This window comes from Amycolatopsis sp. NBC_01307 (assembly GCF_035975215.1).
GTDB lineage: Bacteria > Actinomycetota > Actinomycetes > Mycobacteriales > Pseudonocardiaceae > Amycolatopsis.
In genome coordinates this window covers 8,969,494-8,981,972 of sequence record NZ_CP108403.1, presented here as the reverse complement: position 1 = coordinate 8,981,972, position 12,479 = coordinate 8,969,494, and the positions used below count along the sequence as shown (strand labels likewise).

Here is a 12,479-nt window from a genome sequence, read left to right as displayed (position 1 = left end):
GGGGGTCATGATGGAGAAGGTCCACTTCACCGAAGAAAAGGCCACCATGCTGGCCACCCTCTACGGCCGCGCGCTCGACAGCCGCGAGGCCGACCCGGTGCTCGGCGACCACGCCGCCGACGAAGCCGTCCGCCAGATCGACTACGACTTCGCGAAGCTCGGCATGACCCGCGACGCCGCCGTGTCCGTCGTGCTGCGGGCGAAGCCGATCGACGACTGGGCCGCGGAGTACCTGGCCGCGCACCCGGACGCGATCGTGCTGCACCTCGGCTGCGGCATGGACACGCGGTTCCAGCGCCTGGCCCCGCCGGAGACCGTGCACTGGTACGACGTCGACTACCCCGAGGTCGTCGCCCTGCGCGAGAAGCTCTACGCGGCGGCGCCGAACCACACGAACATCGGCACGTCGGTCGTCGACTTCGGCTGGCTCGACCAGGTGCCGTCGGACCGGCCGGCACTGATCGTCGCCGAGGGCCTGACCATGTACCTGACGGCCGACGAGGGCACGGAGCTGGTCCGGCGGCTGGTCGCGAAGTTCCCGTCCGGCCAGCTGATCTGCGACCTGTTCAGCAAGCTGGGGATCAAGGCGCAGAAGCTCAACACGCCGGTCCGCAAGTCGGGCGCGACGCTGATCTGGGGCGTCGACAACCCACGCGAGCTGGAGCGCTACGGCCTGACGTACGTGTCCTCTTTGGACGCCGGGCACTGGACGACGCCGGCGGTCATGGCCCGGGTGCGACCGGTCACGCGGCTGCAGCTGCGGATGCTGAAGCTCGTCCCGCCGCTGGCGAAGATGGCGCACATCGCGCGGTACCGCTTCTAACGCGACTCGACCACCCGCGCGACGAACTTGTGCACCTTCTCCTCGAGCCGCGCGAGACGTTCGTCCAGCGTGAGCGTCTCGACCGGCTGGGGCACGTCGGACTTCAGCTCGCCGCGCACGTACTGGCAGCACCCGAGGTTGCCGCAGGCGTAGATGCCCAGCGTGTTGCCCTCGCGGCCGAGCTTCCCGGCGCGCTTGCCGGAGAACAGCGTGACGTCGGCCAGGCCGTGGGTCGTGGTGCAGAAGCCGCAGGTGTTGCTGCGCAGCCGTGACTTCGGCGACGGCGCGGCCCGCAGCGCGAGGCCGACGACCTCGCCGTCGTACGGCAGCACGAGGTAGGCGCGGCCGGGCGCCTTCGGGTCGCGCCAGCCGAGGAACTCGCGCCGGTCCCACGGGATTTCCTCGGGCCGGGCGGGCAGCGTGACGCCCTTGGCCTCGCCGCGGGTGCAGTTGACGAACGAGGCCCGGATCTCCTCCGGGCCGAGTGGCTCCATGATCGGCACGGTAACCGGCCGCCGAGGGGCGTGGCCACGCCTTTTCCCGGCGCACGCCATACGATCAACGCCGTGCGCGAGAACGCCGGGAGGTTTCGGGTCGTCCTGCGCACCAGCCTGGGCTTCGCCGGGCTGGGGCTCGGCTCCAGCGTCGCCGGCTCCGGTGTGGTCGCGTTGCTCCTGCTGCTGCAGGGCCTGCCCAACGACGTCGGCGACCGCGGCTGGATCCTCGGGATCGTCGCGGCCGGGATCGTCGCCGTTTCGCTGCTCGTCGGGACACTGTGGACGGCCTGGCTGCAGCGGCGCACGGCGATCTGGTTCGTGCTCGGCCGCCCGCCCGCCGAAAGCGAGGCCCGGCGGGCGCTGCGGCTGCCGGTCGACATGGCCGTGGTCAGCGGCACGCTCTGGCTGATCGGCACCACCGTCCTCGGCGTGCTCGCCGGGGTGCTCGGCTCGGCGGCGGACGCGGCCGCGATGGCCACGACCATCGGGCTCGGTGGCCTCACCACCGTCGGGCTCACCTACCTGGCCGCCGAGTGGGTGGCGCGGCCGGTGATGACGATCGCGCTGCACGTCGTCCCGCCGCGCGGGTCGCTGCCGGTGACCGTGCTGACGCGGCTGATCGTCACGTGGGCGCTGACCTGCGGGGTGCCGCTCGTCGGCGTGCTGCTCGTCGCGACGCCGCCGGACTTCGGCTCGGGCGACCACACCGCCAGCCTGATCATGCTGTCGGTGATCGGCCTGGTCGTCGGCGCGCTCGGCACGGCGCTGCTGGCCCGGGCCGTCGCCGCGCCGTTGCACCGGCTGCGCGTGGCGCTCGACAAGATCGCCCGCGGCGACAACGAGGTCGTCGTCGACGTCGACGACTCCAGCGAGATCGGCCTGCTCCAGACGTCGGTGAACCAGCTCGCCTCCGGGCTGCGGGAGCAGGCGCGGATGCGGGACCTGTTCGGCAGGCACGTCGGCGCCGAGGTCGCCCGGCACGCGCTGGAGTACGGCGCCTCGCTGTCGGGCGACGTCCGCGAGGTGACGGCGTTGTTCGTCGACGTCGTCGACTCGACCGCGCTCGCCTACCGGACGCCGCCGGAGGAGCTGGTCGGGAAGCTGAACCGGCTGTTCGCCGCCGTCGTCACCGCGGTGAACGCCCGCGGCGGGCTGGTCAACAAGTTCCAGGGGGACGCCGCGCTGTGCGTCTTCGGCGCGCCGACGCGGCTCTCGGACGCGCCGACCGCCGCCCTGGCCGCGGCCCGGGCGATCCGGGACGCGGTGCGCGAGACGGGCGAGCTCGACCTCGGCATCGGCGTCTCCAGCGGCCCGGTGTTCGCCGGGCAGCTCGGCAGCAGCAGCCGGTTCGAGTACACCGTGATCGGCGACGCCGTGAACGAGGCCGCGCGGCTCACCGAGCTGGCCAAGGCGGTGCCGTCACGGATCCTCGCGAGCGACGCTGCCGTGTCCGGCGCGCTGCGCGGCGAGCGCGCGTTCTGGACCGAGCACGGCGCGCTGGAGCTGCGCGGCCGCCAGGAGCCGACGCCGACCTGGACAGCCGGCCCGGAACCTCAGGACGGCTGACCCAGCTCCGGCCAGCGCAAGACCGTCGAACCCCAGGTCAGGCCCGCGCCGAACGCACTGAGCAGGACGCGGTTGCCGGGCGCGAGGGTGCCGTCGCGCCGGGCGTCGTCCAGCGCGAGCGGGATGGACGCGGCGCTGGTGTTGCCGACGCGGTCGATGTTGGCCACCACGGCGTCGGCGGGCATGCCGAGCTGCTTCGCCGTCGCCTGGAGGATCCGGATGTTGGCCTGGTGCCCGACGAAGCGGTCGACGTCGCCGACCATCCAGCCCGCGCGCTCCAGGACCGTCCGAGACGACTCGGCCATCCGCGCGCAGGCGTGCCGGAACACCGCGGTGCCCTGCATCGCGAGGAAGCGGTCGCCCGGGTCGTCCGACAGCCGGCGCCGCGAGCCGCCGGCCTCGACCCACAGCAGGTCGGCGTGCTCACCCTCGCTGTGCAGGTCGAACGGCCCGAACGCGCCGGGCTCGTCGGCGTCACCGGCGCGCAGGACGACCGCGCCGGCGCCGTCGCCGAAGATCGGGACGGTGGTGCGGTCCTCCGGGTCGATGAGCGTGGTGAAGGTGTCGGCGCCGATCACGAGCACGCGCTCGGCGATGCCGCCCGCGATGAACCCGGCCGCGGTGGCCAGCGCGTAGACGAAACCGCTGCACACGGCGTTGACGTCGAAGGCCGCGGCGGTGCCGAGCCCGAGCCGGGCGGCCACCTGCGGCGCGCTGGCCGGGCAGGGCTGGTCGGGCGTGGCGGTGGCGAGCACGACCACGTCGGCGCCGCCGTCGGTGGAGGCCAGCGCCTTGCGGCCCGCGCCGACGGCGAGGTCCACAGTGGACTCACCGGGCCCGGCGACGCGGCGCTCGCGGATTCCCGTGCGAGTGCGGATCCACTCGTCCGAGGTGTCGAGCCGGGCGGCGATCTCGTGGTTGGCCAGGACTTTCGTCGGCAGCCACGAGCCGAGTCCGGTCAACACGGCGGCAGGTGCGGGCACGGGAGAGCCTCCCCACGCCGGCGGGTTGGCGGAGAATCCGGCTGGTCTTCCACTTGTATGGGCTACCCCCTGGTAGACCGGTCAGTTGTGTTCGATGTCACTGAAAAAGTTGTTTCATCTTACCTGTGTACGGAGTAGTGAGCACGGTCACGAGCGAGTGAGGCGCCCGATAACTCCCGGCGGATCGTCGGTGCTCCCGGTTAGCCTGCTGGAGTGCAGACACCCGACCTCGACCAGCTGGACATCGCCATCCTCGCCTGCCTGCAGGCGGACGCCCGCACCATCGCCGAGACGATCGGCGCGAAGGTCGGCCTCTCGGCCGCGGCGGTGCAACGGCGGATCAAGCGGCTGCGCGAGGCGGGCGTCATCGAGCGCGAGGTGGCGGTGCTCTCGCCGCGGGCGCTCGGGCTCAGCATGACGTTCGTGGTCATGGTCGAGATGGAGCGGGAGAACCTCGCGGTCCTGGACGCCTTCCGCCGTCAGGTCCTCGGCGACGACTGCGTCCAGCAGTGCTACTACGTCACCGGCAACGCCGACTTCGTGCTGATCGTGACGTGCCCGGACATGGCGGGCTTCGAGGCCTTCACCCGGCGGATGTTCTTCGACAACCCGAACGTCCGGCACTTCACCACGAGCGTGGCGATGGACCGCGTGAAAGTGGGCCTCAACCTGCCACTCGGCCCGTAGGCGGGCGCCGCGGGCCGATATCCTGGAGCGCTGTCCACCTGGGGGGAAGCGTGCTTCGGAACCGTCGGATCTTCCTGGTCGCGACCCTGATCGACGCGCTCGGCAGCGGGCTCTGGGGTCCGTTCGCCCTGCTCTTCCTGGTGCACGCCCAGGGCCTCACCCTGCTCGACGCGGGCACGTCGCTCAGCACCGGCGCCCTGCTCGCGCTCGTCACCGGGCCGGCCGCCGGCGCCGCCATGGACCGGTTCGGCCCGCGCGCCCTGCTCATCACCGGCAACGTGGTGCGCATCGGTGCCTTCTGCGCCTACCCCCTCGTGCACAGCAGCTGGCAGGTGATCGTCGTGACGGTCGTCGCCGGGGTCGGCGACCGGCTCTTCTGGACGTGCAACGCGCCGATGACCGCCCGGCTCACCGAGGGCCGGGACACCGACCGCGTGCTCGCCACCCAGACCGCCGGCCGGTTCGCCGGCGCGGGGATCGGCGCCGGCGCGATCGCCGTGCTGCCCGCGATCACCAGCCCGTGGACCTTCCACCTGCTCGCCTACGTCAACGCGGCCAGCTTCGCCGTCGCCGCCGTCCTGATCCGGCTGCTGCCGTCACTTTCACGTGAAAGCGACCACCTGGGCGCGGCGGCACTTTCACGTGAAAGTGCCGCTCCGGGCAGCTGGCGCGCGGTGCTCGGCGACCGGCCGTTCACGGGCTTCTGCGTCACCCACATGGCTTTCACGCTCGCCAGCGCGAGCAAGTTCGCGGTGCTGCCGCTCGTCGTCCACGACCTGCTGCACGGTCCACAGTGGATCGCCGGGACGGCCATCGCGCTCGGCACCGTGGTCGTGGTGGCGGGGCAGCGCCCGATCGTCGCGCTGCTGGCCGGCCACAGCCGGACGGCCGGGCTGATCGGCGCCGCGACGATCTTCGCGGCCTGCTTCGGGTTGCTGATTCCCCTGGAAGCGGTTTCCCTGCCGGTGGCCACCGGCTTGATCCTCTTCACGAGCCTCGGCTTCTCGATCGCGGAGGCGATGTTCGGCCCGACCGGGACCGCGGCGGCGGCCGCGGCCGCTCCCCCGGGCGCCGAGGGACGCGCGAGTTCGATCTTCCAGCTCTCCTGGGGCCTGCCGGTGGCGCTCGCGCCCGGCCTGCTGTCCGCTCTGCTCAGCATCGGCAACGCCCTGACGTGGTCGGTACTGGCCCTGACCTGCGCGGCAGCCGTTCCAGCCCTGCTCGTACTGCGGAAGAAGCTGCCGATCGCACTGCGCGAACCGTCACCATCCGTCGCCGCCTGAGCGCAAGGGGTATGTGCCCGGCGTTACACCACAATGGACGGATGCAACCGATCAAGTGAACGTGAAGGTTTCTTCGTCATGACCGTCGGCCCTGGTCATCTCCTTGGCGAACAGTTCGCGCCGCGCGAACCGAAGCGAGACTCCAGGAGGGCCCGTGCACACCGAAGCCGTACACCAGAGCCAGTTCGTGGTGCTGAACGAGAGCACCACGCCCGTCCTGTCGCGCCTCTCCTACCACGCCGAGGAGCCGTTCGCGGTCACCGTGGCGTTCCGGACCGAGCGCGGCCGGTGGATCGAGTGGACGTTCGCCCGTGAGCTGCTCGTCGAAGGCCTGGACGAGCCGGCCGGCCTGGGCGACGTCCGCGTCCGCCCGGACCTGTCCGTGGACGAAGACTTCCTGACCCTCGAAATCGAGTCACCGGACGGCTATGCGTCGTTCGAGCTGGAGATCGAGGACGTCCGCACGTTCCTCGACGCGTCCTACGAGCTGGTGCCGCTCGGCGAAGAGGCCGCGTACTTCGACGTCGACGGGCTGATCGAGGAGATCAGCAACGTCTGACCCGCAAACCTCCCATTCCCGCGGCGAGGAACGGAAGGGCGGGTTTCGGGCGCGCTGGAGGCGCCCGAAACCCGCCCTTTCGCCGTTACCGGGGGAGGATCAGCCGAGGCGGAGCGTGGTGCCGGTCGCCGAGAGCGCGGCACCGATGGGGAAGAAGTACGTCACGGTCGTGTTGCCGCCGGACAGGATGCCCTGCGCCGAGTTGCCGGCGATGAAGCCGCCGCCCGAGTCACCCGCGGCCGAGCGGACGTTGGTCGCGGTCATGCCGTTGACCGTGCCTTCGGCGTAGCGGACGCTCTGGTTCTTGGCGCCGACCGTGCCGCAGGTCCAGCCGGTGGTCGAGCCGGCCTTGCAGACCGAGGTGCCGGTCGCCGCGTTCGACGAGCCGCGCACCGCGGTGCCGTTGTTCATCTGGCCGACCGGGGTCCAGCTGCTGTTCGTCCGGACCGAGGCGTAGTCGCTGCCCGGGAACCGGTAGGTGCCCCACGAGCCGAGCGCGGCGCCGTTGGACCCGGTCAGGGCGCCGCCGCCGGTGAGCGCGGCGCAGTGCCCGGCGGTGAGGAAGCCGGTGGTCGTCGAGAACCCGACCGAGCAGCGCGACGAGCCGCCGATGTAGTAGGCGTCACCACCCCGGATGTTGGCGTACAGCGACGGCTTCGCGGCCGTCTGGAGAACCGTCACCGCCGCCTTGTCCACACCGGACCGCGTGAGGAACGCGTCGGCCGCGCTCGTGTGTCCCTGCAGCACGGTCAGCGTGACGCGGTTGGTGGTGGAGTCCACGCCCCAGCCGGTGATCGACGCGGGCGCCGCCTTGTCGGCCGCGTTCAGGGTGTCCACAGTGGAGTCGAGCTGCCGGGAGCTGAACTTCACGAGCTCGGCCTCGGCGCCGGCTTCGCGGATCTTGCCGAGCAGCGCGGCGTTCGTCGTCTCGACGTGCGCCTTGCCCGTGGTGGCGTTGTAGGTGACGCCGCCGAGCGCGTCGCCGAGGGTCGCGGAAACGGCCGCGGAGACCTTGTTCGCGACGTCCTCGCTCTTCAGCCGGGCCACCGCCTGGTCGTGGGTCAGGCCGAGGTCGCGCTGCATCGCGGGCACGATGTCGGGGTTCAGCAGGTCCTGGCCGGACGCGGGAACGGCGATCGCGGCGAGCGCGCCCGTCGTCATCACGGCAACGGCAGCGGCACCGAAGAGTCTGGCGATCTTCATGCTTCTCCCTAGAGGTGGTTACGCGCGGCTCCCCACCGGCCACGCAGCGGAACTCCCCGGCAGAGCGTCCCCGTTATGGGCGTTACGGTGCAATCCGGGCACCCGGCGAATGGGTATACGCATTCCCCTCGGCCGTATCCGCTGCTCCAAGCGGCCTCAAGTGCGGAGCGTCACCCGGTCGGACAGGTCCGTAAGTAGGGTTTCCGTGCACTACTTTCCGTAGCCGACGCGATTCACCGAACGTGGTAAGCGCTGCCGGAACGGCTGAGACGCCGACGTTTCGCTCGCGCGGCGCCCGGGGAGCGGCGTTTCCCTCGGAAACCCGGTGACAGCCGGTAGGCGGACGTGCGTGTCCGGTGTCGGCCACCTATTCGGTGAAAGGTTTACGGACGGGTTGAGCGCTGCTTAGGCTCCCGCGCACAGCCCCCGGTGTGCGTCGAGGAGGTCAAATGTGGCTGACCGCGCCCCGCCCCACCTCCGTCTCCGTCCGGTCCGGACGGGCGCGGCTGACCGGCCGTGACACCGAGCTCGACGCCATCGTCGACGTCCTGCGGCTGCGCCCGGCCGCCGTGTTGATCGAAGGCGAGCCCGGGATGGGCCGCACCCGGCTGCTCACCGAGATCGCGCGGCGCCCCGAGTTCGACGGCGGCCGCGTGCTCACCGGGACCTGCCAGCCGCTGCGCGAACCCTTTCCCTACGGCCCGATCCTGGAGGCGCTGCGCTCCGCGGGCGACGCGCCGCTCGGCCCGCTCAGCCCGGTCGCCGGCGTGCTGCGGCCGTTGCTGCCCGAACTCGCGGAAGCGCTTCCTCCGCAGCCAGAGCCACTGGCCGACCCGGTCGCCGAACGCCACCGCGTGTTCCGCGCGGTGCGGGAGCTGCTGACCGCGTGCGGGCCCGCGCTCGTGCTGCTCGACGACCTGCAGTGGGCCGACGAGGACACCCTCGACCTGCTGCGGTTCCTCGCCGCGTCGATGCCGCCGGAGCTGGCCGTGGTCGCCGCGTCCCGCACCGGACCCGGCGCCCGCCCCGGCGCGCCGCTCCGGACCGGGGCGGCGGTGCACTCCGCGCGCGTCGCGCTGGGCGCGCTCGACGTCCCCGCGGTGCGCGCGCTCGCCGTCGAAATCCTCGACCTCCCGCGCGTCACCGACGACTTCGCCGCGAAGCTGCACGAGTGCACGGCCGGGATCCCGTTCGTCGTCGAGGAAACCCTGCGGGCCCTGCGCGACGCGGCCGAACGGCTGCCGGTCGGCGAAGTCCTCTCCGACCGGTTGCTGGAGAACCTCGAAGTGCCGGTGCTGCTGCGGGAAGCCGTCACCGAACGGCTTTCCGGGCTGCCCGGGCCGGCGGTGCGGCTGGCCGGCGCGGCCGCGGTGCTCGGCGTCGGCGCCGAAGCCGGGGTGCTCGGCGAGCTGGCCGGGCTGGCCGGCGACGACCTGCGCGCGGCGTTGCTCGCCACGCTGTCCGCCGGGGTGCTCGGCGAAGTCGGCGACAGCAAGTACGGCTTCCGGCACCCCTTGGCGCGCAAGGCCGTCTACGACACGGTGAGCGGACCCGAGCGCGCGCTGCTGCACGCGCAGGCGATCCGCGTGCTCGCCGCGCAGCCGGCACCCCCGCTCACGTTGCTGGCGCGGCACTCCCGCGCGGCGGGGCGCGTCGACCAGTGGCGCCACTACGCCGAAGCCGCGGCCGACGAGGCGATCGCCCGCGGCGAGACGTCGCGCGCGATCGACCTCCTGCAGTCGGTGCTCGCCGAACCCGGCCCGGCGCAGTCCGACGTCGGGCGGGTAGCGGGCAAGCTGAGCCAGGTCGCGCTGCGCGGGTTCCGCCCGGACGTCATCGGCACGCTGGAGCACGTCCTCGAAGAGGTGACGCTGCCGCCGTCGGTGCGCGGGTCGATCCGGCTGAGCCTCGGGATGCTGCTGGTCCGCACGATCGGGCAGCTGGGCCGCGGCCGGCTGGAGGTCGAGCGGGCGGTCGGCGAACTCGTCGACCGGCCCGACCTCGCCGCGCGCGGGATCACCCTGCTCGCCCAGCCGATCGACGGCCTGACGCCGTTGTCCTGGCACGAGGCCTGGCGCGCTCGCGCGGGCGAGGTCTACGACCGGCTCGACGACCCCGAGCTGCGGCTGGCGCTGACCGCCGACCGGATCGCGGCCGCGTCCCACGTCGGCGATCCTGCGTCGTGGGCGGAGTTCGAGGCGCTGTCGGACACCGTCGGCACGGTCGCCGAGCGCGTCCAGCTGGCCCGGCTGTGGTGCAACCTCGCCGACGGGCAGGCCTGGGCCGGCTACCTCGACCGCGCGCAGCGGCTGGTGACCGAAGGCGTCCGGCGCGCGACCGACGCGGGCGCGTTGTACGCGATCGGCCTGATCCAGGGCACCCGCGTCCGGCTGGACTGGGTGCGCGGGCAGTGGAGCGGGCTCGCCGAAACGGCCGAGCAGCTGCGCGACAGCTATCCGGAGCTGGGCCCGATCGTCATGGAGTCGTCACTGGTGCTGGGCGGGCTCGCCGCCGTGCGCGGGGAGTTCGCGACCGCGGCGCGGCACCTGACCGCGGCGAGCGTGCACGCGCCGGACCAGGGCCCGATCCCGGTGGTGCTGTCCGCCGCCGGCGTGCTGATCGGCGTCCGGCTGGCGACCGACGACGTCGACGGCGCGTGCGCGGTGGCCGACACCGCGATCGCCGCGGCCGGGCGCAAGGGCGTCTGGATCTGGGCGGCCGCGCTGGTCCCGGCGGCGGCCCAGGCGTACGCGCGGGCCGGGCGCTGGCCCGAGGCCGACAGCGTGGTGGAAGCGTTTGCGCGCGGCATCGAGGGCCGGGACGCGCCGGTGGCGACGGCCGCGCTGGTGGCCGGCCGGGCCGTGCTGCTCGAAGCACGCGGCAAGCACCTGGCCGCGGCGACGCTGTTCGACGAAGCCACCTCGGGCTACGGGGCGTTGCCGATGCCCTACCCGGCGACGGCCATGCGCGAGCGGGCCGCGCTGTGCCGGCTCGCCGCGGGCAACCGCGACGCCGTCGACGAGCTGTCCGCCGCGGCCGAGGCGTACGAGCACCTCGGCGCCACCCGCGACGCCGGACGCTGCCGCCACCAGCTACGTGAGCACGGCGCGTGGGCGCCTTCACAGCGTGGACGTCGTGGTTACGGCAGCGAGCTGTCGCCGCGGGAACGCGAGGTCGCGCGGATGCTCGCCGAAGGCCGGACGAACCGGGAGATCGCGGACGGGCTGTTCCTGTCGCCGCGGACGGTCGAGCAGCACGTCGCGAAGGTGCTGCGGAAGCTCGGCGCGCGGTCCCGGACCGACGTCGCGAACAAGATGCCGGCCGACGTCACGACCGCACCTGCGGGGTGATCGCCGCGGACGTACCGTGACCCGGTGACAGAAGAGGCACTTCCCGCGTGGCGCCGCCGGACCGCCGGTGAGACGCGCTGGCCCGCGATGGGCGTCGTCGTGGCCACGCTCGTGCTGCAGGTCGCCCTGCCCGACGACATGGCGCTGCACCCGCAGTGGCTCCTGCCCGCCGTCTCCGCGCTGCTCGTCGTCGCGCTGCTGCTGGTCAACCCGGGCCGGATGACGGAGTTCAGCGCGGTCGAACGGGTCGTCTCGCTGCTGCTCGTCGCCGCCGTGACGGCGGTGAACGCCGGGTCCGCGATCACGCTCGTCTACAGCATCGCGACCGGCACCATCGGCGACCGCGCCGGTGCCGTGCTCGTCACCGGCGGGATCGTCTACTGGACGAACATCGTCGCCTTCTCCCTCTGGTACTGGGAGTTCGACCGCGGCGGCCCCGGCAAGCGGGCTGCAGGCCGGGCGCCGTACCCCGACCTGCAGTTCCCGCAGATGGCCGACCCGGACCTGGCGCACCAGGACTGGGAACCGTCCTACCTGGACTACCTCTACTTCTCGTTCACCAACGCGGCCGCCTTCAGCCCCACCGACGTCATGCCCCTGCGGATCTGGGCGAAGATGACGATGATGCTGCAGGCCGCCATCTCACTCGTCCTCGCGGTGATGGTCGTCGCGTGGGCGATCAACAACCTGAAGTGACCGCTCGGTACCGGCTCAGTGGCGCGAGATGGTGAAGCTCTGGCCGTCCGAGCCGATGGCGCCCGGGGTCCAGGTGTTCGTGCCGCGGTCGTCGGCGCTCAGGCCGGACGGGCTGGTCGAGGCCAGGTTCGTCCCGTTGAACTTGACGCCGGTGAACTTGATGCCGCCGGAGATCGTCGGGTAGGAGTCGGTCGGGGACTCGATGATCGCCTCCGCCGACGCGTGCTTCGAGGTCAGCGACTTCGTGGTGGTCTTGGTCCAGCCCTTGGTGGAGTCGGTGAGGTCCAGCTTGTAGGTGTTGGTCGCGGTCCGCGTCACCGTCGCGGTGATCTTGTCGCCCGCGCCGACCGACACCGAGTAGTACACCGGCGCGGCCGGGTACATCTCGTACCAGGCCGAGTACACCGGGCGGCCGCTGGAGCAGTCCGTCTCGACGCCGGTCTGCTCCACTGTGGACGATCCGTCGCCGTCGATGCCGACCCACGGGGCGAACAGGTCGTTGCCGGAGCGGCAGGTCACGGTCGGTTCGGTCCAGCTCGCCGTGGCCGTGGTGAAGCTGCCGAAGCTGACGTAGCCGCCCCAGTTGCCCCCGGCGAACTGGTGCCCGTGGAAGTGAGACCCGTACTCGACCGCCGCGTGTGCCGGGCCGGCCATCGCCAGGCCGGCGGCCGCGGCGGCGGCGACCGTGAGCACGCGGACGGCACGAGAAGAAGCGATTCTGGTCATGACGGAGACTCCGTTCACAGGGTGGGGACCCGGGAAAACCGTGTGACCAGTGTTGAATCCGCGACAACCGGAAGGTAGCTACTTTCGAAGGGTCTTCACATTCCGG

Annotated in this window: 11 protein-coding genes; 7 read left to right on the top strand and 4 right to left on the bottom strand. The window is 72.3% G+C overall.

Annotation, left to right across the window (positions count from 1 at the left end):
• Positions 1-7 precede the first annotated feature (7 nt).
• Positions 8-823: a class I SAM-dependent methyltransferase gene (locus OG439_RS39880; RefSeq protein WP_326945663.1), complete on the top strand. Its 816-nt coding sequence runs from the start codon at positions 8-10 to the stop codon at positions 821-823.
• On the opposite strand, the gene OG439_RS39875 is transcribed toward OG439_RS39880, so the two are convergent.
• Complete coding sequence (locus tag OG439_RS39875; protein WP_326945662.1) at positions 820-1,317, bottom strand: FBP domain-containing protein; 498 nt, start codon at positions 1,315-1,317, stop codon at positions 820-822. The genes OG439_RS39880 and OG439_RS39875 overlap by 4 nt on opposite strands.
• Before the next feature lie 72 nt (positions 1,318-1,389).
• On the opposite strand from OG439_RS39875, the gene OG439_RS39870 reads away from it, so the two are divergent.
• A complete protein-coding gene (locus OG439_RS39870; protein ID WP_326945661.1) occupies positions 1,390-2,886 on the top strand; it encodes an adenylate/guanylate cyclase domain-containing protein in 1,497 nt (498 codons plus the stop codon).
• Here OG439_RS39870 and OG439_RS39865 read toward each other — a convergent pair.
• Complete coding sequence (locus OG439_RS39865) at positions 2,874-3,869, bottom strand: beta-ketoacyl-ACP synthase III (RefSeq protein WP_326945660.1); 996 nt, start codon at positions 3,867-3,869, stop codon at positions 2,874-2,876. The genes OG439_RS39870 and OG439_RS39865 overlap by 13 nt on opposite strands.
• Positions 3,870-4,082: 213 nt before the next feature.
• On the opposite strand from OG439_RS39865, the gene OG439_RS39860 reads away from it, so the two are divergent.
• From OG439_RS39860 to OG439_RS39850, 3 genes are all read left to right on the top strand, one after another.
• Entirely contained in the window at positions 4,083-4,556 is a 474-nt protein-coding gene (locus OG439_RS39860) for an Lrp/AsnC family transcriptional regulator (RefSeq protein ID WP_326945659.1), read from the top strand.
• 50 nt (positions 4,557-4,606) lie between these two features.
• Positions 4,607-5,839: an MFS transporter gene (locus OG439_RS39855; RefSeq protein WP_326945658.1), complete on the top strand. Its 1,233-nt coding sequence runs from the start codon at positions 4,607-4,609 to the stop codon at positions 5,837-5,839.
• Between the two features lie 154 nt (positions 5,840-5,993).
• Positions 5,994-6,398 (top strand): SsgA family sporulation/cell division regulator, encoded by a 405-nt coding sequence (locus OG439_RS39850; RefSeq protein WP_326945657.1) that lies wholly within the window; start codon positions 5,994-5,996, stop codon positions 6,396-6,398.
• A gap of 99 nt (positions 6,399-6,497) precedes the next feature.
• On the opposite strand, the gene OG439_RS39845 is transcribed toward OG439_RS39850, so the two are convergent.
• Complete coding sequence (locus tag OG439_RS39845) at positions 6,498-7,601, bottom strand: S1 family peptidase (RefSeq protein ID WP_326945656.1); 1,104 nt, start codon at positions 7,599-7,601, stop codon at positions 6,498-6,500.
• Positions 7,602-8,050: 449 nt separating this feature from the next.
• Between OG439_RS39845 and OG439_RS39840 the strand changes: the two genes are divergently transcribed.
• Positions 8,051-10,951, top strand: a complete 2,901-nt coding sequence (locus tag OG439_RS39840) for an ATP-binding protein (protein ID WP_326945655.1) — start codon at positions 8,051-8,053, stop codon at positions 10,949-10,951.
• 87 nt (positions 10,952-11,038) lie between these two features.
• A complete protein-coding gene (locus OG439_RS39835) occupies positions 11,039-11,647 on the top strand; it encodes a hypothetical protein (protein WP_326951735.1) in 609 nt (202 codons plus the stop codon).
• Positions 11,648-11,662: 15 nt separating this feature from the next.
• Here the strand turns inward: OG439_RS39835 and OG439_RS39830 are convergent, their stop codons facing one another.
• Complete coding sequence (locus tag OG439_RS39830) at positions 11,663-12,373, bottom strand: G1 family glutamic endopeptidase (protein WP_247060007.1); 711 nt, start codon at positions 12,371-12,373, stop codon at positions 11,663-11,665.
• Between the last annotated feature and the right edge of the window lie 106 nt (positions 12,374-12,479).